This is a genomic window from Pseudomonas sp. GW821-FHT10C09, from assembly GCF_059415465.1.
In genome coordinates this window covers 36,295-57,664 of record NZ_JBWKNG010000016.1, presented here as the reverse complement: position 1 = coordinate 57,664, position 21,370 = coordinate 36,295, and the positions used below count along the sequence as shown (strand labels likewise).

Below are 21,370 nucleotides of genomic sequence, written 5' to 3'. Positions count from 1 at the left end.
AGTGAGCCTGCTCGCGATGAGGCCCTGACAGCCAGTAAATACGCTTCATTCCCCTCCGAAATTTTACTCTAAGCCCCTCTCGTCTCCCTCAAGCCTGTCACCGGTCAACTAACTATGCTCCATGCGCGTCTGGGGGATAGGTGCGTGGCGGCTCTTGTGATAACATCCGGCGTTTTCCGAGGCAGTCCCGCGGGGTTGTCTTTACTGCGCAAATCCATGGTTAATCTTGTTGATTTGTCGTAAGTCGGTGTATGGCACTCAGCCTGCAGCGGCGAGCTTCGTTCGTCCCATATGGATGTGACGAAGTTTCACCAGAAAAAGGAATCGAGCTTCTCATGGGCGAACTGGCCAAAGAAATCCTCCCGGTCAATATCGAAGACGAGCTGAAGCAGTCCTACCTCGACTACGCAATGAGCGTAATTGTCGGGCGGGCCCTGCCGGATGCGCGCGATGGCTTGAAGCCCGTGCACCGGCGTGTGCTGTTCGCGATGAGCGAGCTGGGCAACGACTTCAACAAGCCGTACAAGAAATCTGCCCGTGTTGTCGGTGACGTGATCGGTAAGTATCACCCGCACGGTGATACCGCGGTGTACGACACCATCGTCCGCATGGCGCAGCCGTTCTCGCTGCGCTACCTGCTGGTAGACGGCCAAGGCAACTTCGGTTCGGTGGACGGCGACAACGCCGCGGCCATGCGATACACCGAAGTGCGCATGACCAAGCTGGCGCACGAGCTGCTGGCTGACCTGCACAAAGAAACCGTGGACTGGGTGCCGAACTACGACGGCACCGAAATGATCCCGGCGGTCATGCCGACCCGTATTCCCAACCTGCTGGTCAACGGCTCCAGCGGTATCGCCGTGGGCATGGCGACCAACATTCCGCCGCACAACCTCGGTGAAGTCATCGACGGTTGCCTGGCGCTCATCGACAACCCTGAGTTGACCATCGATGAGCTGATGCAATACATCCCCGGTCCGGACTTCCCGACCGCCGCGATCATCAACGGTCGCGCCGGCATCATCGAAGCCTACCGCACCGGTCGCGGCCGCATTTACATGCGCGCCCGCTCGACGATCGAAGACATCGACAAGGTCGGTGGTCGCCAGCAGATCGTCATTACCGAACTGCCTTACCAGCTCAACAAGGCCCGTCTGATCGAGAAGATCGCCGAGCTGGTCAAAGAGAAGAAGCTTGAAGGCATCACCGAACTGCGCGACGAGTCCGACAAGGACGGTATGCGCGTCGTGATCGAATTGCGTCGCGGCGAAGTGCCTGAGGTGATCCTCAACAACCTCTACGCCCAGACCCAGTTGCAAGCGGTGTTCGGTATCAACATCGTTGCGTTGATCGACGGTCGTCCGCGGATCCTGAACCTCAAGGACCTGCTGGAAGCCTTCGTTCGTCACCGTCGTGAAGTCGTTACCCGCCGTACCGTGTTCGAACTGCGTAAAGCCCGTGAGCGCGGTCACATTCTGGAAGGTCAAGCGGTTGCCCTGTCGAACATCGACCCGGTCATCGCCCTGATCAAGGCCTCGCCAACGCCGTCGGAAGCCAAGGAAGCGCTGATCAGCACTGCCTGGGAATCCTCCGCCGTAGTGGCCATGGTCGAGCGCGCCGGTGCCGATTCCTGCCGCCCGGAGACCCTGGACCCGCAATACGGTCTGCGCGACGGCAAGTACTTCCTGTCGCCAGAACAGGCGCAAGCCATTCTGGAACTGCGTCTGCACCGCCTTACCGGTCTGGAACACGAAAAACTGCTGGCCGAGTATCAAGAGATCCTCAACCAGATCGGCGAGCTGATCCGCATCCTCAGCAGCGCCACGCGCCTGATGGAAGTGATCCGCGAAGAGCTGGAAGTGATCCGCGCCGAATACGGCGATGTGCGTCGCACCGAGATCCTCGATGCCCGTCTCGACCTGACCCTGGGTGACATGATCCCGGAAGAAGAGCGCGTCGTGACCATTTCCCACGGTGGCTATGCCAAGACCCAGCCATTGGCTGCGTACCAGGCTCAGCGTCGTGGCGGTAAAGGCAAATCAGCGACCGGCGTGAAGGATGAGGATTACATCGCTCACCTGCTGGTCGCCAACAGCCACACTACGCTGCTGCTGTTCTCCAGCAAAGGCAAAGTGTACTGGCTGAAAACCTACGAAATTCCGGAAGCATCCCGCGCTGCCCGTGGTCGTCCGCTGGTCAACCTGCTGCCGCTGGACAGTGATGAATACATCACCACCATGCTGCCGGTCGAGGAATACACCGAAGGTCACTTCATCTTCATGGCGACCGCCAAAGGCACTGTGAAGAAGACCCCGCTGGAATCCTTCAGCCGTCAACGCAGCGTTGGTTTGATCGCGCTGGAGCTGGACGAAGGTGACGTACTGATTTCTGCCGCCATTACCGATGGCGAGCGCGAAGTCATGCTGTTCTCCGACGGCGGCAAGGTCACTCGCTTCAAGGAAACCGACGTTCGCGCCATGGGCCGTACCGCTCGCGGTGTTCGCGGCATGCGTCTGCCGGAAGGCCAGAAGCTGATTTCCATGCTGATCCCGGAAGAAGGCAGCCAGATCCTCACCGCTTCGGCGCGTGGTTTCGGCAAGCGTACGGCGATCACCGAGTTCCCTGAGTACAAACGTGGCGGCCAGGGCGTTATCGCCATGGTCAGCAACGACCGTAACGGCCGTCTGGTCGGCGCGGTCCAGGTGCTGGATGGCGAGGAAATCATGCTGATTTCCGACCAGGGCACCCTGGTTCGTACCCGTGTCGACGAAGTGTCCAGCCTGGGTCGTAACACCCAGGGCGTGACCCTGATCAAGCTGGCCAGCGATGAAACACTGGTCGGCCTGGAGCGGGTTCAGGAGCCATCGGAAGTCGAAGGTGAAGAGCTGGAAGGTGAAGAGGGTGCAGAGTTCATCGGCGAAGTCGTGATCGACGACGTCGTTGACGATCAGCAACTCGATGCCGCCGCTGACGAAGAGCCACAAGAGTAAGCGAACACACAGGGGGCGGATGAGAATTCGCCCCCTTGTTGTTTGTTCGTACGGAAAATTTCGATATCAGTGGAGATCCCTTGTGGGAGCGAGCCTGCTCGCGATGCAGGCGCTGCGGTACCTCTGAGACACCGCGGTGATGCATTCGCGAGCAGGCTCGCTCCCACAGGTTTTCTGCTTTGGCAGAGACTCTGTGTCGATTGATGTTGTGATTTATTGCGTGATTACCACCAAATCAGAGCGAGATTGGATGTGAGCAAGAGAGCCTATAACTTCTGTGCCGGTCCTGCGGCACTTCCCGAAGCTGTCCTGCAGCGCGCCCAGGGTGAACTCCTTGACTGGCACGGCAAGGGCCTGTCGGTCATGGAAATGAGCCATCGCAGTGATGAGTTCGTGTCCATTGCCACCAAGGCCGAGCAGGATCTGCGTGATCTGCTGAATATCCCTTCGAACTATAAAGTGCTGTTTCTGCAAGGCGGCGCCAGCCAGCAATTTGCTCAGATTCCTCTGAACCTGTTGCCGGAAAACGGTACTGCCGACTATATCGACACCGGTATCTGGTCGCAGAAAGCCATCGAAGAAGCTTCGCGCTACGGCAACGTGAATGTCGCCGCGACCGCCAAGCCTTACGACTATTTCGCTATTCCCGGTCAGAACGAATGGAACCTGTCGAAAAACGCGGCCTACGTTCACTACGCACCGAACGAAACCATTGGCGGCCTGGAATTCCAGTGGATCCCTGAAACCGGTGATGTTCCGCTGGTGGCCGACATGTCTTCGGACATCCTGTCGCGTCCGGTGGATGTTTCGCGCTTCGGCATGATCTACGCCGGCGCCCAGAAAAACATCGGCCCGAGCGGCATCGTGGTCAACATCGTTCGCGAAGACCTGCTGGGGCACGCCCGTTCCCTGTGCCCGACCATGCTCAACTACAAGGTCGCGGCCGACAACGGCTCGATGTACAACACCCCGCCGACCCTGGCCTGGTACTTGTCCGGCCTGGTATTCGAGTGGCTGAAAGAGCAGGGTGGCGTCGAAGCCATCGGCAAGCTCAACGAAGTGAAGCAGCGCACGCTGTATGACTTCATCGACGCCAGCGGCTTGTACAGCAACCCGATCAACCCGTCGGATCGCTCGTGGATGAACGTGCCGTTCCGTCTGGCTGATGACCGTCTGGACAAGCCGTTCCTGGCCGGTGCCGACGAGCGTGGCCTGTTGAACCTCAAGGGTCACCGTTCCGTGGGCGGCATGCGCGCCTCCATCTATAACGCCGTCGACATCGTTGCGGTCAACGCACTGGTTTCGTACATGGCAGAGTTCGAGAAGGAACACGGCTAATGTCTGAGCAAGAACTCAAGGCACTGCGCGTTCGCATTGATGCCCTGGACACTAAAGTCCTGGAGCTGATCAGTGAGCGCGCACGCTGCGCCCAGGAAGTTGCGCGAGTAAAGATGGCTTCGCTGGCCGAAGGCGAAGTGCCGGTGTTCTATCGTCCTGAGCGTGAAGCCCAGGTGCTCAAGCGCGTGATGGAACGTAACCAGGGGCCGCTGGGCAACGAAGAAATGGCGCGGTTGTTCCGCGAAATCATGTCTTCGTGCCTGGCGCTCGAGCAGCCGCTGAAAGTGGCTTACCTCGGCCCTGAAGGCACCTTCACCCAAGCCGCAGCCATGAAGCATTTCGGTCACGCGGTGATCAGCAAGCCGATGGCGGCGATCGACGAAGTGTTCCGCGAAGTGGCGGCCGGTGCGGTGAACTTTGGCGTGGTCCCGGTGGAAAACTCCACCGAGGGCGCGGTCAACCACACCCTCGACAGCTTCCTCGAACATGACATGGTCATCTGTGGCGAAGTCGAGTTGCGGATTCACCACCACCTGTTGGTCGGTGAAAACACCAAGACCGACAGCATCAGCCGCATCTATTCCCATGCCCAATCGCTGGCCCAGTGCCGCAAGTGGCTGGACGCACACTACCCGAATGTCGAGCGCGTGGCGGTGTCCAGCAACGCCGAAGCGGCCAAGCGGGTTAAAGGTGAGTGGAACTCGGCAGCGATTGCCGGCGACATGGCCGCAGGCCTGTACGGGCTGACCCGTCTGGCCGAGAAAATCGAGGATCGCCCGGATAACTCCACGCGATTCCTGATGATCGGCAGCCAGGAAGTGCCGCCGACCGGCGACGACAAGACGTCGATCATCGTCTCGATGAGCAACAAGCCGGGCGCGCTTCACGAGTTGCTGGTGCCGTTCCACGACAACGGTATCGACCTGACTCGAATTGAGACGCGTCCGTCGCGCAGCGGTAAATGGACCTACGTGTTCTTCATCGACTTCGTTGGCCACCATCGCGATCCGTTGGTCAAAGGTGTGCTGGAAAAGATCAGTCAGGAAGCAGTGGCACTCAAAGTGCTGGGTTCCTACCCGAAAGCAGTTCTCTAAGGGGTAGCAAATGAGTGATGACTTCCTCGCCCTGGCACAGCCGGGCGTACAACAACTTTCGCCGTACGTCCCGGGCAAGCCTGTGGACGAACTGGCGCGCGAGCTGGACCTTGATCCGGCAAGCATCGTCAAGCTGGCCAGTAATGAAAACCCGTTGGGCGCGAGTCCCAAGGCGCTGACGGCGATTCAAAATGCGCTGGCCGAGCTGACCCGTTATCCGGACGGCAACGGTTTTGCGCTCAAGACCCTGTTGGCCGAGCAGTGCCGTGTCGAACTCAATCAAGTGACACTGGGCAATGGCTCCAACGACATTCTGGAACTGGTCGCGCGTGCCTATCTGGCGCCGGGCCTGAATGCCGTGTTCAGTGAGCACGCGTTTGCGGTCTATCCGATCGTGACCCAGGCCGTCGGTGCCCAGGCCAAAGTGATTCCGGCCAAAGACTGGGGGCATGACCTGTCGGGCATGCTGGCGGCGATCGATGCCGACACTCGCGTGGTCTTCATCGCCAATCCGAACAACCCGACCGGAACCTGGTTCGATGCCGAGGCGCTGGACGAATTCCTGCAGGATGTTCCGGCGCATGTGCTGGTGGTTTTGGACGAGGCCTACATCGAATACGCCGAGGGCAGCGACTTGCCGGATGGCCTGGATTATCTCGCGGCTTATCCGAACCTGCTGGTTTCGCGCACGTTCTCCAAGGCCTACGGTTTGGCGGCGTTGCGGGTCGGTTATGGCTTGTCCACTGCTGTGGTCGCGGACGTGCTGAACCGTGTGCGTCAGCCGTTCAACGTTAACAGCCTGGCCTTGGCCGCTGCGTGCGCTGCGCTGCAAGACGTCGATTACCTGGCGCAAAGCCGTCGCCTGAATGAGTCCGGCATGCTGCAACTGGAAGCCGGTTTCCGTGAGTTGGGGCTGAGCTGGATCCCGTCCAAGGGCAACTTCATCTGCGTCGATCTCGGTCGCGTGGCTGCGCCGGTGTTCCAGGGCTTGTTGCGCGAAGGCGTGATCGTGCGTCCGGTGGCCAACTACGGCATGCCGAACCACCTGCGAGTCACTGTCGGTTTGCCGGCGGAAAACAGCCGCTTCCTAGAGGCGCTGACCAAGGTTCTGGCTCGTGGTTGATGTCACTGCACTGCAATCTGCTGCACCTATGATCGGTCGCCTGGTGGTGGTCGGTCTGGGATTAATCGGTGGTTCGTTCGCCAAGGGCTTGCGTGAAAGCGGCCTGTGCCGCGAAGTGGTCGGGGTCGATCTCGATCCGCAGTCGCGCAAGCTGGCGGTCGAGTTGGGCGTGGTGGATCGCTGCGAAGAAGACCTGGCTGCTGCTTGCGAAGGTGCTGATGTGATTCAACTGGCCATCCCGATCCTGGCCATGGAAAAAATGCTTGCACGCCTGGCGGCCATGGATCTGGGGTCGGCGATTTTGACCGACGTCGGTAGCGCCAAAGGCAATGTCGTCCGTGCGGCAACCGAAGCGTTTGGCGGCATGCCGTCGCGTTTTGTGCCGGGGCATCCGATTGCCGGTTCCGAGCAGAGCGGGGTGGAAGCCTCCAACGCCGAGCTGTTCCGTCGTCATAAAGTGATTCTGACGCCGCTGGATCAAACCGATCCGGCCGCGTTGGCAGTGGTCGACCGTTTGTGGCGCGAATTGGGCGCCGATGTCGAGCACATGCAGGTCGAGCGCCACGATGAAGTGTTGGCGGCGACCAGCCATTTGCCGCACCTGTTGGCGTTCGGTTTGGTCGATTCGTTGGCCAAGCGCAATGAAAACCTTGAGATCTTCCGTTACGCTGCCGGCGGTTTCCGCGATTTCACAAGAATCGCGGGGAGCGACCCGGTCATGTGGCACGACATCTTCCTCGCCAACCGCGAAGCTGTCCTGCGCACACTCGATACATTTCGCAGCGACCTCGACGCCTTGCGCGACGCGGTCGATGCAGGGGATGGGCACCAATTGTTGGGCGTGTTCACTCGCGCCCGGGTTGCCCGCGAGCATTTCAGTAAAATCCTGGCCCGCCGGGCCTATGTGGACGCTATGAACTCCAACGACCTGATTTTCCTGGCACAACCTGGTGGCCGCCTGACTGGGCGGATTCGTGTACCGGGCGATAAATCGATTTCCCACCGTTCGATCATGCTTGGCTCCCTGGCCGAAGGCGTCACCGAAGTCGAAGGCTTCCTTGAGGGCGAAGACGCTCTGGCGACCCTGCAAGCCTTCCGCGACATGGGCGTTGTGATCGAAGGTCCGCACCATGGTCGCGTGACCATTCACGGGGTCGGCCTGCATGGTTTGAAACCGGCACCTGGCCCGATCTATCTGGGCAACTCCGGCACTTCGATGCGTCTGCTGTCTGGCCTGTTGGCTGCGCAGAGCTTCGACAGCACCCTGACCGGTGACGCTTCACTGTCCAAGCGCCCGATGAATCGCGTGGCCAATCCACTGCGTGAAATGGGCGCCGTGATCGAGACCGCTGCTGAAGGTCGTCCACCGATGACCATTCGTGGCGGCAACAAGCTCAAGGGTTTGACCTACACCATGCCGATGGCCAGTGCCCAGGTTAAATCCTGCCTGCTGCTGGCGGGTCTGTACGCCGAAGGCAAGACTACCGTTACCGAGCCTGCACCGACGCGCGACCACACCGAGCGCATGTTGCAAGGTTTTGGCTATCCGGTCAGCGTCAGCGGCGCGACTGCATCGGTCGAGTCCGGGCACAAGCTGACCGCGACCCACATCGAAGTGCCGGGCGACATCTCGTCCTCCGCGTTCTTCCTGGTGGCCGCGTCGATCGCCGAAGGTTCGGAACTGGTGCTTGAACATGTCGGCATCAACCCGACCCGTACCGGCGTGATCGACATCCTGCGCCTGATGGGCGGCGACATCACTCTGGAAAACCAGCGTGAAGTTGGCGGCGAGCCAGTCGCGGACTTGCGCGTACGTGCAGCTAAACTTAAAGGTATCGAGATTCCCGAGGCCCTGGTTCCACTGGCCATTGACGAATTCCCGGTGCTGTTCGTGGCCGCGGCCTGTGCCGAAGGGCGCACGGTATTGCGTGGCGCTGAAGAGCTGCGGGTCAAGGAGTCGGACCGGATTCAGGTCATGGCCGATGGCTTGCTGGCACTGGGCGTCAAGTGCGAGCCGACCCCGGACGGCATCATCATCGACGGCGGCCAGATCGGCGGCGGCGAAGTGCATGGTCATGGCGATCACCGGATTGCCATGGCGTTCAGCGTGGCATCGCTGCGCGCAACTGCACCGATCCGCATCCATGATTGCGCCAACGTTGCGACGTCGTTCCCGAACTTCCTCGCGCTGTGCGCGCAGGTCGGTATCCGGGTTGCTGAAGAGGCTCAGTCGTGATCAACAAGTCGCCAGTCATTACCATCGATGGCCCGAGCGGTTCCGGTAAAGGCACGATCGCCGGGATCCTGGCGAAACGTCTGGGCTGGAATCTGCTGGATTCCGGTGCGCTGTACCGCCTGCTGGCGTTTGCTGCGCACAATCATGGTGTTGACCTGACCAATGAAGAATTGCTGAAGGCGCTCGCGGCGCATCTGGACGTGCAGTTCATCGCTGCGACGGACGGTCAACTGCAGCGAATCATTCTGGAAGGCGACGAAGTCAGTGATGTGATTCGCACTGAAAGTGTTGGCGCCGGGGCGTCCCAGGTCGCGGCATTGCCCGCCGTACGCGAGGCGTTGCTGCAGCGCCAGCGTGCTTTCCAGGAAATGCCGGGGCTGGTAGCCGATGGCCGGGATATGGGCACGGTGGTCTTTCCGGATGCGACTTTGAAGATTTTCCTCACTGCCAGTGCCGAGGAGCGTGCGCGCCGTCGATACTTGCAGTTGAAGGGCAAAGTCGATGGTGTTAGTCTGTCGAGTCTGCTAGATGAGATACGTGTCCGCGATGAGCGTGACACCCAGCGAGCGGTAGCCCCGCTTAAACCGGCGGCTGACGCCATACAGCTGGATTCCACGGAATTATCCATCGATCAGGTGCTGGAACGCATCATGAGCGAGATCGCCATTCGCGATATCGCCGGGTGACCAAGAAGGCCGCGGGGGACCAGTCATAGTCCTGCGGTGGCTTCTTTTAAATGAAACTAACCCATACCGTCTGGGGTGTGGAGATGGGCGTAGTCTTCGCCCTCATCAACAGGAATTAAAATGAGCGAAAGCTTTGCGGAACTCTTTGAAGAAAGCCTAAAAACCCTGAACCTTCAGGCAGGCTCCATCATCACCGGTGTTATCGTTGATATCGATTACCAAGCTCGCTGGGTAACCGTTCACGCTGGCCTGAAGTCTGAAGCACTCATCCCGCTTGAGCAGTTCTACAACGACGCTGGCGAACTGAACATCAACGTCGGTGACGAAGTTCACGTTGCTCTGGACTCGGTTGAAGACGGCTTTGGTGAAACCAAGCTGTCCCGTGAAAAAGCCAAGCGCGCTGAATGCTGGATTGTTCTGGAAGCAGCCTTCGCAGCCGAAGAAGTGGTCAAGGGCGTTATCAACGGTAAGGTTAAAGGCGGCTTCACTGTCGACGTTAACGGCATCCGTGCGTTCCTGCCAGGTTCTCTGGTTGACGTCCGTCCTGTGCGCGATACTACGCACCTGGAAGGCAAAGAGCTGGAATTCAAGGTCATCAAACTCGACCAGAAACGCAACAACGTTGTCGTTTCCCGTCGCAGCGTCCTCGAAGCCGAGAACTCCGCCGAGCGTGAAGCTCTGCTGGAGTCCCTGCAGGAAGGTCAACAAGTCAAAGGTATCGTCAAAAACCTCACCGATTACGGCGCATTCGTCGATCTGGGTGGCGTCGATGGCCTGCTGCACATTACCGACATGGCTTGGAAGCGTATCAAGCATCCTTCCGAAATCGTCAACGTTGGCGACGAGATCGATGTCAAGGTTCTGAAGTACGATCGCGAACGCAATCGTGTTTCCCTGGGCCTGAAGCAACTGGGCGAAGATCCATGGGTTGCTATCAAAGCCCGTTACCCAGAAAGCACTCGCGTTACCGCTCGTGTAACCAACCTGACCGACTACGGCTGCTTCGCTGAGCTGGAAGAAGGCGTTGAAGGTCTGGTACACGTTTCCGAAATGGACTGGACCAACAAGAACATCCACCCTTCGAAAGTCGTACAAGTCGGCGACGAAGTGGAAGTTATGGTTCTGGACATCGACGAAGAGCGTCGTCGTATCTCCCTCGGCATCAAGCAGTGCAAATCTAACCCATGGGAAGATTTCTCTGGCCAGTTCAACAAGGGCGATAAAATCTCCGGCACCATCAAGTCGATCACCGATTTCGGTATCTTCATTGGTCTGGACGGCGGCATCGACGGTCTGGTTCACCTGTCCGACATCTCCTGGAACGAAGTGGGCGAAGAAGCCGTTCGCCGCTTCAAGAAGGGCGACGAGCTGGACACCGTTATCCTGTCGGTTGACCCAGAGCGCGAGCGTATCTCCCTGGGTATCAAGCAACTGGAAAGCGATCCGTTCTCCGAGTACGTTCAAGAGAACGACAAAGGCGCAATCGTTAAAGGCATCGTGAAAGAAGTTGACGCTAAAGGCGCCATCATCACTCTGGCCGACGATATCGAAGCGACTCTGAAAGCCTCCGAAATCAGCCGTGACCGCGTTGAAGACGCGCGTAACGTTCTGAAAGAAGGCGAAGAAGTAGAAGCCAAGATCATCAGCGTTGACCGTAAGAGCCGTGTAATCCAGCTGTCGATCAAGTCGAAAGACGTTGAAGACGAGAAAGAAGCAATCCAGAGCTTGAAAGACAAGCCTGCTGCTGACGTCGCTGCTGGTCCTACCACTCTGGGCGACCTGTTGCGTGCACAAATGGAAAAACAGAACTAAGTTCTGTCTGACCATAGAAAAAGGGCGACTTCGGTCGCCCTTTTTTGTGCCTGCGATTTGATGGGGTCGCTGATGCTGTTTGGATGCAAAGGTTGCTTGTGAAACCAATATCCCCGATACGCTGTCTCTTTCTTTAATCGGATCAATCGTTTGTTTGCAGCTAACCTTTAGCTTGAAGTGAACGACAGTCGGGCAAGCCGCCCGGCCTAAGGAAGTGAATGAACAAGCTCATTGTCGTAATAGCAGTACTGACATTGGCGGGTTGCACCACTAATGCCAAGACTCACGTCGTGCGCGGGGTCAGTGGTATAGAGATCGACTGTTCCGGGCTGGGGTCCGGGTGGGAAAAGTGCCGCAAGCGCGCGGATAAGGAGTGTAAGGCGGCAGGGTATAAGGTCGTCGCAAGGTCTGATGACGCGAAGGATGAGGATGAATTCCCTTTTGGCTTTAATCCGGCGGGATACCTGACGCGGACCATGTTGGTTATCTGTCGGTAAATGGGGAGGTGTCGGGAGTCGGGGTTTTGTATGGCATCCCCGAGGCTTGAAAATATATGTGAAAACTCGGGCTGTTCAAATTCTTTCGAGCATGCTAAAACCTTTGAAGCGCTTTTCCTAGCTGCTTGAAAAAGAAGGGAAAAATATGACGAAGTCGGAGTTGATCGAACGAATTGTCACCCATCAAGGGCTGCTCTCATCCAAGGATGTGGAGCTGGCCATCAAGACCATGCTTGAGCAAATGTCCCAATGTCTGGCCACTGGGGATCGTATCGAGATCCGTGGGTTTGGCAGCTTCTCCTTGCACTACCGCGCGCCGCGTGTAGGGCGTAATCCTAAGACTGGTCAGTCGGTTAGCCTGGATGGCAAGTTTGTTCCGCATTTCAAGCCGGGGAAGGAGCTGCGCGATCGGGTCAATGAGGAAGAGGAGGAGGGTTTTGGCCTTCATAACTAAAGGATGGGCGCATGCGTAACCTCAAGCGCGTACTACTCGGAATAGTTGTCCTGTTGCTGGTTCTGGCAGTTTTGGCTTTCATGCTTGAAAATCAGCAATCGATTTCACTGCTGTTCTTCGGTTGGTCAGGTCCGCAAATGCCAGTATCGCTAGTCATGGTTCTTGCGTTGCTGTTTGGTATGCTGATTGGGCCTATTCTAGGGTGGTTTCTGGGGCGGGCGTCCAGATCTTCCCGCAAGCGCCTTGTCTGATCACGCAAACCATAAGGTGTATCAAGAATTCGCTTCGCAGCTTGTCTATATCCATTAGTAAAAGCGTCATTAAGCTGTAAAATGCTGCGCTTGTCCGATGATGGCACTTTCCTCCGTCGGTACAGACTGACTCTGTCAGAAGCCTCAGCTTAGTAGACGGCTTTTGCATTCATGGATTAGACAGCGCTCGGTTGGCGGCCCTGTCAGTAACTCAAAGGGTGTGTTTTCGCGTGAAAATTCTAGTAACCGGCGGCGCCGGGTTCATCGGCTCGGCAGTCATCCGTCATATCATCTCCAATACTGCCGACTCCGTCGTTAACGTCGATAAGCTGACTTACGCCGGTAACCTTGAGTCATTGGCCGATGTTAGCCAGAACGAGCGTTATGTGTTCGAGCGCGTCGACATCTGCGATCGTGATCAAATCGACCGCGTACTGCGTGAACACCAACCAGATGCCATCATGCATTTGGCCGCAGAGTCCCACGTTGACCGCTCGATTTCGGGGCCATCTGAATTTATCCAGACCAATATCATCGGCACTTACACCCTGCTGGAAGCATCACGCCACTACTGGGCTGCACTGGACGATGGGCGCAAAGCCAATTTCCGCTTCCACCATATTTCGACTGATGAGGTTTACGGAGACCTTGAAGGTCCGGAAGACCTTTTCACCGAAACGACGCCATACCAACCGAGCTCACCTTACTCCGCCAGTAAAGCGAGTTCTGACCATCTGGTTCGTGCCTGGAGCCGGACCTATGGTCTTCCGACATTGGTCACCAACTGCTCAAACAACTACGGTCCGTGCCATTTCCCTGAAAAGCTGATCCCGCTGATCATCCTCAACGCGCTGGACGGAAAACCACTGCCGGTTTACGGCAAAGGCAACCAGGTTCGCGATTGGCTTTATGTCGAAGACCATGCTCGTGCTTTGTACAAAGTTGTGACTGAAGGTGTTATTGGCGAGACGTACAATATCGGTGGCCATAACGAAAAGCAAAACATCGAAGTCGTACACACACTTTGCGCTTTGCTTGACGAATTGCGCCCGGACTCTGCCCATCGCCCGCACGCTAGTCTGATTACCTATGTGCAGGATCGCCCGGGCCATGATCAGCGTTACGCAATCGATGCCAGCAAAATTCAGCGCGAGCTAGGCTGGACGCCGGAAGAAACATTTGAAACCGGTATTCGCAAGACCGTCGAGTGGTACCTCAGTAACACTGAATGGGTAGCGCATGTGAAGAGCGGTAGCTACCAGCAGTGGATCGACCAGAACTACGCGGATCGTTCCTCGAGCAAAGCATGAAGATCCTACTCCTGGGAAAAAATGGCCAGGTAGGCTGGGAGCTGCAACGCTCCTTGGCGCCCCTTGGTGATTTGATAGCGCTTGATCGTCACAGCGTTGACGGTTTATGCGGTGATCTGTCTCAGCCTGATGCATTGCGCGCAACGATTCGTCAGGTCAAGCCTGACGTTATCGTCAATGCCGCGGCTTACACTGCAGTCGATAAAGCAGAGTCCGAGACTGAACTGGCGGATCGTGTGAACAGTCAGGCGATTCAAGTCTTGGCTGAGGAAGCCGTAACCTTGGGCGCGTGGTTGATCCATTATTCGACCGACTACGTTTTCAACGGGCAGGGTTCGTCGCCTTGGCAAGAGTCCGATGCGGTTGCGCCGGTGAATCACTACGGCGCCAGCAAACTGTCAGGTGAACAGGCGATCACTGCGTCTGGCTGCAAGCATTTGATCTTTCGCACCAGTTGGGTTTACGGCGCTCGGGGCAACAACTTCGCCAAGACAATGCTTCGATTGGCTTTGGATCGCGAAACTCTGAGCGTTATTGCCGATCAGGTTGGCGCGCCCACGGGTGCAGATCTGATCGCCGACGTGACAGCTTTGGCGATCCAGCAGGTCATGCAGCGTCCCGAACTGGCAGGCTTATATCATCTGGCTGCTGGTGGCGAGGTGTCGTGGCATGGCTATGCAAGTTATGTCATTGACTTCGCCAAGGCCAACGGTCAAACGTTGGCCGTCACCGCGATCAATCCTATTGCCACGACCGCTTATCCAACACCTGCACGTCGACCTCTGAATTCACGTTTGAATACTGAGAAGCTGCGTGACAATTTTTCTCTACACTTGCCGGATTGGCAAAGTGGTGTAACCCGAATGCTTAGGGAAGTCCTGAATAAATGACCACGACAAATCGTAAAGGCATCATCCTGGCCGGCGGCTCAGGCACTCGTTTGCACCCGTTGACTCTCGGCGTGTCCAAACAGATGCTGCCCATCTACGACAAGCCGATGATCTTCTATCCGCTGTCAGTATTGATGTTGGCAGGGATGCGAGAAATTCTCATCATCTCCACGCCTGAAGACTTGCCTTGTTTCCGAAAACTGTTGGGTGATGGCAGCATTTACGGGATCAAGCTGACCTACGCCGAGCAGCCAAGCCCTGACGGCCTGGCTCAAGCATTTATTATTGGCGAAGAGTTCATTGGCAAGGACCCGTGCTGCTTGATCCTCGGCGACAATATCTTCTACGGTCAGCACTTTTCGGACAACTTGCGTTCCGCTAGCTCTCAGCAGGTGGGCGCAACTGTTTTTGGCTATCACGTTTCCGATCCTGAACGGTTCGGCGTGGTCGAGTTCGATGCAACGGGTCGCGCGCTGAGTATTGAAGAGAAACCGCTAAAGCCCAAATCCAACTACGCGGTAACCGGGCTGTATTTCTACGACAATGATGTTGTCGAAATTGCCAAGGGTATCCAGCCGTCCGAACGTGGTGAACTGGAAATCACGGATGTGAACCGTGCTTACCTCGCGCGTAAGAGCCTGAACGTCGAGATGCTGGGTCGCGGCTTCGCCTGGCTGGACACCGGTACCCACGATTCGCTGCTGGAAGCCAGTCACTTCGTTCATACTATTGAGCAGCGTCAAGGCCTTAAAGTGGCTTGTCTGGAAGAGATTGCCTTTACCAATGGCTGGATCGACAGGACACAGTTGGCAGAGCAAGCGGACCGGCTTAAAAAGACGGGGTACGGCCAGTACCTGGCAAAATTGCTGAATTGAGATTCCTTATTGCGGTGACGGGGTCGGTGCTCTGTCATGCTTGGGTTCAATTCCAACGCGATGGACGCTATTGATTGTCGAAGCATCCGTACGAAAGAGTTGGGCAAAAGACCGTAATGCTGCGATCTCCTGTTAGATGTAGACAGATTAAAACAAGGCTCAACGACCATGCGAAGTGATGCAACAAATAACCAATACCAAGATGACATTGATATTTTTTCGATAGCACGTGGACTCTGGAATCGCGTGTGGGTAATTATTGCCGTCACATTGATCGCTGGGGTTTTGGGTCTAATGTATGCGTTCTTGAGTGAGCGTGTGTATGAAGCCAGAGCCTATTTGGTCCCTCCTACCCAGAGTGATATTGCGGATCTGAATACTGGGCGCACTGCAAGAAACGAACTTACTCCTTATTCAATTGGAGATGCCTACCGTTTGTTTTTGCGGAATCTCCAATCCGAATCGTTGCGTCAAGATTTTTTTGCTGAGGAATACCTGCCATCGCTGAGCGATGATCAAAAGACTCGGCCGCAAGACGCTTTGTACGCGGAGTACTCAAAAAAGCTTCAGGTTAATCCAGTGACTGCTGATGAGGCAGGCCGGTTTTCTGTGGTCGTTCAAACCACCAGCCCTCAACAAGCTGTTGAATGGGTGAAGAGCTACATAGAAAAAGCCGCAGTGTTGGCCGCTGATGAAATCACAAAAAACGTATCTTATGAGGCTAAGGTTCGCTCCAGGGGCATTAGCCAGGAAATAGATACTCGACGTGAAACAGGTGAGTTTTCGCGTGGGGATTCCATCGTCAAATTACGGGAGGCACTCAGTGTCGCTACGGCAGCTGGTGTGCAAAAACCAACTGTGATATTTGGCGCAGCGACGACTGCGGTGGCTGGAAAAATGGATGGTGAAGTGAGTTTCCTGAGAGGTGCAGAAGCACTCAATGCGGAAATAAAGAATCTGGAAAGCAGGTCGTCCAACGACGCGTACATCAAAGAATTACGTGATCTTCAGGCCAAGAAAAGCTTCTACGACAAGTTGGCGGTCGTGTCGCAGGATTTTAGATTGTTCCGGTATGACGGTAATGTCGAAACGCCGCAAAGCGCAGTCAAGCCTAAGAAAGCTTTAGTGATCTCTCTGGCGCTGGTGTTGGGGCTGATGCTTGGCGTGCTTTTTGCCTTTACTCTGTACCGCTTGGATGAGTCACGAAAAGTTTTACTCACGTGATATAGAATCGCAGCAGCGCTGTTTTAATAAGCGTTGCAGAGGCCGCGAAAGTCGTGCCTTTGAGTTGTTTATAAGTCATTGTCGGCAGGGCGTTTCACTGCCGTTTAAGGTGTAACTACATGAAAGTACTAAAAACCGATTTACAGGAAGTAATTATAATAGAGCCAACGGTTTTTAGAGATGATCGCGGCTGGTTTGCTGAAAGTTTCAACGAGCCGCGTTTTCATGATGCGCTGTCTCAGTCGGGATTGCCCGTGCCGAGAAGTTTTATTCAGGATAATCATTCTTGCTCTCAAAAGGGCGTACTTAGAGGGTTGCACTATCAGTTATCACCTCATGCTCAGGGGAAACTGGTCAGAGTTGTTTCCGGCGCTGCGTACGATGTTGCGGTTGATATTCGAAAGGGATCCCCTACTTATGGTCAATGGGTCGGCGTCGAATTGAGTGCAGACAACCATAAAATGTTATGGATTCCTGAGGGGTTTGCTCACGGGTTTGTAGCGCTTGAGGATGACACTCACTTTCTTTACAAAACGACAGATGTCTACTCGAAGGAGTCCGAGCGCAGTATCCGCTGGGACGATCCGGATATCGCCATAACGTGGCCGGAAGGCCTCGACTTCATCGTGAGTGAAAAAGACAGGCAAGCGAACACTTTGAGTGACGCGGATTTACCGACTTTTTACGAAGCAGGCACCACGCAGCTAATCGAATTGGCCGTGATAGGCGACAATCGTGGAAGCTTGATTGCGCTGGAGAAAGGCGGACAGATTCCGTTTGAGATAAAACGTGTCTATTATATTTTCGGCACGCTGCCAGATGTCAGCCGTGGATTTCATGCGCACAAACAGTTGCGACAACTAGCCGTCTGCGTGGCAGGGAAGTGCCGCATGCTGATGGATAACGGCGTCTCTAAGGAAGAAGTCTGGCTTGATTCTCCAACGAAAGGGGTCCTTATTAATAATCTCATCTGGCGAGAGATGCATGATTTTAGTGAGGACTGTGTCTTGGTCGTCTTTGCCAGTCAAGAATATGACGAATCGGACTATATACGCGACTACGAAGAGTTTGTAAGTGTTGTAGCAAGTCGTATGACAACGGATAGCGCGCATTGATCGGAATCCAGGCTCTGGAAACATTGCCATGGGTTTTAGTAAGACGAAAAGACAGGTGACCTGATGATTGAGTTTTTAAGTTTAAAAGATGTGAACGCAGCCTACGCTGATGAACTCAAGGCTGCCTGTGCGAGAGTCATTGATTCTGGTTGGTATATTCAGGGTAAAGAGTTGGAGCAGTTCGAGGCAGACTTTGCTGCTGCCTGTGGCGCGGAGTTTTGCTTCGGCGTAGCGAATGGTCTGGATGCGCTCACATTGACTTTGAGAGCCTGGAAGGTTCTCGGTAAGTTGAATGTTGGCGATGAAGTGATCGTCCCTGCCAATACCTACATAGCCAGTATTCTCGCCGTCACCGAAAATGGCCTGATACCGGTTTTGGTTGAGCCGGATGAGTCGTTGAATATTTCTCCTGCCCTTATCAAGGCTGCCATTGGCCCAAAAACCAAGGCGATTATTCCGGTCCACTTGTATGGACAATTGGCTGATATGCCAGCGATCATGAGTATTGCGAAAGAGCACGGTCTGTTGGTGCTGGAAGATTCTGCTCAGGCGCACGGTGCTAGTATTGACGGGAAAATTGCCGGTAGTTGGGGGGATGCATCCGGATTCAGTTTTTACCCAGGGAAGAACCTGGGTGCGCTTGGAGATGCAGGTGCCATTACCACAAACGATCCGGAGTTGGCGCGAGTTGTAAAAGCGCTGCGAAATTATGGATCACACGAAAAATATAAAAATATTTTTCAAGGTGTGAATAGTCGTCTGGATGAGATCCAGGCGGCGATGTTAAGTGTAAAGCTGAAATACCTGTCAGAAGATATTCAAAAGCGCAGAGCAATAGCAGAACTTTACATGGCGGGCATTAACAACGACCTGATTCAGCTGCCCCTCAGCAAGGCAGTGTCGCCGCTGTCTCTTCAGAGTCATGTATGGCATCTTTTCGTAGTTCGGTCGGAAAAGCGTGACCAATTACAGAAGCACTTGGCCGCCTCCGGTATTCAAACACTTATCCATTACCCGATTCCCCCTCACAAGCAGCAAGCTTATAAAGACTGGAATGAAATGTCCTTTCCTGTTACAGAAGCCATTCATGACCAAGTGTTGAGCCTTCCAATCGGACCGACGATGTCTCTGGATGATGCAGCGAAAGTCATCAGCGCTTGTAATAGCTTCAACGGTAATGGTTGAAGGATAATGACGCTGATAAAAACGAGCCTGCTGAACGGAATTGCTGTTCTCGTCAAAATGCTCACTTTGCTTGGGATCAATAAAGTACTGGCAATTTATGTTGGTCCTGTCGGCTACGCGGCGCTTGGTCAGTTTCAAAATGCCATACAGATGATAACCACATTTGCCAGTGGTGCGATCAATACTGGCGTTACCAAGTACACAGCTGAGTATCACTATAGTGAAGAAAAGCAGCAAGCCGTATGGCGCAGTGCAGGCACTATCGCCATCGCCGGTTCGTTAATATCCAGTGTCATTATCTTTGTTTTCAGCGAGGCCCTTGCTGGTTGGATACTGAAGAACAAGGAGTTCTCAGGTGTTCTCAAGTGGTTTGCAGCCACGTTGGTGTTCTTCACCCTGAATACACTTTTACTTGCCATACTTAATGGTAAAAAAGACCTTATTCGCTACGTGGCTGCCAATATTGTCGGAAGTTTGTTTGCGTTCGTGGTGACCACGGCCCTGTCAATATTTTCGGGGCTTTATGGCGCGTTGATAGCGTTGGCCATTTATCAGTCAATTAGCTTCTTTGTTACACTGATGATTTGTTGCAAGGCGCCTTGGTTTCGTTTGGCCTACCTGTATGGTCGAGTGGATAAAGAGGTTGCAAAGAACTTCTTTAAATTTACGGCGATGGCCCTTACTTCAGCAGTTTGCGTCCCAATCAGTCATATTTTGGTGCGTAACCATTTGGGCGCAACTTTGGGCTGGGAAGCCGCAGGTTACTGGGAGGCGATGTGGCGATTAAGTGCGGCTTATCTAATGCTTGTGACGACCACGTTAAGTGTCTACTACCTGCCCAAACTATCTGAATTAACTCATCAGTCGGAGATCAAGGATGAAATACTTCAAGGCTACAAGTTTATACTGCCGTGCGCGGCCGTATGCGGGCTTCTGATGTATGTGTTGCGTGATTTTATTATCCAGGTGTTGTTTACCGCTGACTTTCTGCCCATGAGAAATCTGTTCGCTTGGCAAATTGTTGGCGACACTCTGAAAATCGGTAGCTGGATACTGGCGTACGTGATGCTTGGTAAAGCGATGTTCAAGTTGTTCATTGCTTCTGAAATTTTCTCCGCGATAAGTTTTTATGTTTTAACGGTGATATTGACGAAGTACATGGGGTTGGAGGGGGTCTCCCTCGCTCACGCTTTAAATTATGCAATCTACTGGTTTATGATGATTTTATTTGTTACAAGCGCGCTCAAAAGGATGAAGCCTGAGACATTAACTGGCTGACAGTAGTTGGATACTTGATTATTTTTGCTTATTGAGGCGCAAAGTTGAACACTTATAATCCAAAAGTTTCTGTGATGATCATAACCTACAATCAATGTCACTTGATTGCAGAAACTATAGAAAGCGTAATTTCACAAGATTATAAAAATCTTGAAGTTGTGGTTGCTGACGACGCGTCGACCGATGGAACGCAGGACGTTATATTGGATTTTCAACGCAGGTACCCTAATACAGTGGTGCCTGTTTTGAACGAAAAAAATATCGGGATCACCGGTAACTCAAACGCGGCTTTTTTTGCTTGCACTGGTGAACTGGTGGCGATCCTCGGCGGCGATGATCTATTTCTGCCAGGAAAAATTACCGCTCAGGTAGCACAGTTCGAGGATCCGAAAGTAGTTCTTTCCTATCATCCCGTCGATATCTTCAATCATGCGGATGGTCGTCTTATTTTTCGGACCAATACCACCGAGAAAGAAAAAATCCATAATGCCTACGACTTGATTGCCAAGGGCGGTATACCGGGCGCATCGTCTGTAATGGTGAGACGTTCAGCGTGTCCAGCACACGGCTTCGATCCACTTATTCCTATGGTGTCGGATTGGATCTTCAACATCGAAGTTGCCCTGCGTGGTGAAGTTCGCGAGCTTCAGGGCGTTTATGGAAAATACCGTAAGCATGGCCTCGGAGCGAGTGACAGAACATTTGAACTACTCGCAGAATCCTTGTTGACTTTAGATGTCATTTCGCAACGTTATGCTGGTGACCCGCTTCTTCATGAAGCTTGTCAGCAGGGAGGCTACCGTTATCTGTTGGGAGAACTCTTCCGGCAGGTGGTCAAAAAAAATAAAGCGAATGTAGAGGCGTTGCATCCTTTGTTTTTGAAATACTCGTCCGGTAACAAGAGATTTTTGACCAATGTAATGTTTAAAGTGTTGAATAATTCTCTGATTTTTAAGTTTGTGTCTGAGCTTCTTCCAAAGCTGAAGAATGCTATAAAGCGGAATGTATAATT

Annotated in this window: 18 protein-coding genes and 1 pseudogene; all 19 read left to right on the top strand. The window is 54.4% G+C overall.

Translation table 11 applies throughout. The features are described from left to right. Positions 1 to 335 precede the first annotated feature (335 nt). The 19 genes and pseudogenes from gyrA (at position 336) to AC07N8_RS17835 (ending at position 21,368) form a co-directional block, all read left to right on the top strand. Positions 336 to 2,990 carry a DNA gyrase subunit A gene (gene gyrA, locus AC07N8_RS17925; RefSeq protein WP_027924108.1) on the top strand — a complete coding sequence of 885 codons (2,655 nt, stop codon included), beginning with the start codon at positions 336 to 338 and terminating at the stop codon, positions 2,988 to 2,990. Positions 2,991 to 3,242: 252 nt separating this feature from the next. Then, positions 3,243 to 4,328, top strand: coding sequence for a 3-phosphoserine/phosphohydroxythreonine transaminase (gene serC / locus AC07N8_RS17920; RefSeq protein WP_483841304.1), 1,086 nt, complete (start codon positions 3,243 to 3,245; stop codon positions 4,326 to 4,328). Beyond that, entirely contained in the window at positions 4,328 to 5,422 is a 1,095-nt protein-coding gene (gene pheA, locus AC07N8_RS17915) for a prephenate dehydratase (protein ID WP_029298704.1), read from the top strand. The genes serC and pheA overlap by 1 nt, the downstream gene beginning before the upstream one ends. 10 nt (positions 5,423 to 5,432) lie before the next feature. Further along, positions 5,433 to 6,545, top strand: a complete 1,113-nt coding sequence (hisC, locus tag AC07N8_RS17910) for a histidinol-phosphate transaminase (protein WP_483841303.1) — start codon at positions 5,433 to 5,435, stop codon at positions 6,543 to 6,545. A gap of 28 nt (positions 6,546 to 6,573) precedes the next feature. Next, positions 6,574 to 8,781: a bifunctional prephenate dehydrogenase/3-phosphoshikimate 1-carboxyvinyltransferase gene (locus tag AC07N8_RS17905; protein WP_483841457.1), complete on the top strand. Its 2,208-nt coding sequence runs from the start codon at positions 6,574 to 6,576 to the stop codon at positions 8,779 to 8,781. Continuing rightward, a complete protein-coding gene (gene cmk, locus AC07N8_RS17900) occupies positions 8,778 to 9,467 on the top strand; it encodes a (d)CMP kinase (protein WP_493145179.1) in 690 nt (229 codons plus the stop codon). Before AC07N8_RS17905 ends, cmk begins: the two co-directional genes overlap by 4 nt. Positions 9,468 to 9,587: 120 nt before the next feature. Beyond that, positions 9,588 to 11,279 (top strand): 30S ribosomal protein S1, encoded by a 1,692-nt coding sequence (gene rpsA, locus AC07N8_RS17895; protein ID WP_046031753.1) that lies wholly within the window; start codon positions 9,588 to 9,590, stop codon positions 11,277 to 11,279. A 218-nt stretch (positions 11,280 to 11,497) separates the two neighbouring features. After that, positions 11,498 to 11,776, top strand: a complete 279-nt coding sequence (locus AC07N8_RS17890) for a hypothetical protein (protein WP_483841302.1) — start codon at positions 11,498 to 11,500, stop codon at positions 11,774 to 11,776. A gap of 145 nt (positions 11,777 to 11,921) precedes the next feature. Next, a complete protein-coding gene (gene ihfB, locus AC07N8_RS17885; protein WP_140667269.1) occupies positions 11,922 to 12,230 on the top strand; it encodes an integration host factor subunit beta in 309 nt (102 codons plus the stop codon). 11 nt (positions 12,231 to 12,241) lie between these two features. After that, a complete protein-coding gene (locus AC07N8_RS17880; RefSeq protein ID WP_493145177.1) occupies positions 12,242 to 12,481 on the top strand; it encodes a LapA family protein in 240 nt (79 codons plus the stop codon). A 230-nt stretch (positions 12,482 to 12,711) separates the two neighbouring features. Next, positions 12,712 to 13,791 (top strand): dTDP-glucose 4,6-dehydratase, encoded by a 1,080-nt coding sequence (gene rfbB, locus AC07N8_RS17875; RefSeq protein ID WP_493145175.1) that lies wholly within the window; start codon positions 12,712 to 12,714, stop codon positions 13,789 to 13,791. Beyond that, positions 13,788 to 14,681: a dTDP-4-dehydrorhamnose reductase gene (gene rfbD / locus AC07N8_RS17870; protein ID WP_493145174.1), complete on the top strand. Its 894-nt coding sequence runs from the start codon at positions 13,788 to 13,790 to the stop codon at positions 14,679 to 14,681. Before rfbB ends, rfbD begins: the two co-directional genes overlap by 4 nt. Next, a complete protein-coding gene (gene rfbA, locus AC07N8_RS17865; RefSeq protein ID WP_493145172.1) occupies positions 14,678 to 15,556 on the top strand; it encodes a glucose-1-phosphate thymidylyltransferase RfbA in 879 nt (292 codons plus the stop codon). Before rfbD ends, rfbA begins: the two co-directional genes overlap by 4 nt. Positions 15,557 to 15,724: 168 nt before the next feature. Continuing rightward, complete coding sequence (locus AC07N8_RS17860; RefSeq protein ID WP_493145170.1) at positions 15,725 to 16,780, top strand: LPS O-antigen chain length determinant protein WzzB; 1,056 nt, start codon at positions 15,725 to 15,727, stop codon at positions 16,778 to 16,780. A 119-nt stretch (positions 16,781 to 16,899) separates the two neighbouring features. Beyond that, positions 16,900 to 17,451: pseudogene (gene rfbC / locus AC07N8_RS17855) on the top strand (dTDP-4-dehydrorhamnose 3,5-epimerase); the annotation flags it as partial. Then, a complete protein-coding gene (locus AC07N8_RS17850) occupies positions 17,437 to 17,895 on the top strand; it encodes a sugar 3,4-ketoisomerase (protein ID WP_493145292.1) in 459 nt (152 codons plus the stop codon). The pseudogene rfbC and the gene AC07N8_RS17850, both read left to right, overlap by 15 nt. A gap of 63 nt (positions 17,896 to 17,958) precedes the next feature. Continuing rightward, on the top strand, positions 17,959 to 19,080 hold the full coding sequence (locus AC07N8_RS17845) for a DegT/DnrJ/EryC1/StrS family aminotransferase (RefSeq protein ID WP_493145168.1): 1,122 nt from the start codon (positions 17,959 to 17,961) through the stop codon (positions 19,078 to 19,080). A gap of 6 nt (positions 19,081 to 19,086) precedes the next feature. Continuing rightward, a complete protein-coding gene (locus tag AC07N8_RS17840; RefSeq protein WP_493145166.1) occupies positions 19,087 to 20,358 on the top strand; it encodes an O-antigen translocase in 1,272 nt (423 codons plus the stop codon). 44 nt (positions 20,359 to 20,402) lie between these two features. After that, entirely contained in the window at positions 20,403 to 21,368 is a 966-nt protein-coding gene (locus AC07N8_RS17835) for a glycosyltransferase family 2 protein (RefSeq protein WP_493145164.1), read from the top strand. The last annotated feature ends 2 nt before the right edge of the window (positions 21,369 to 21,370 follow it).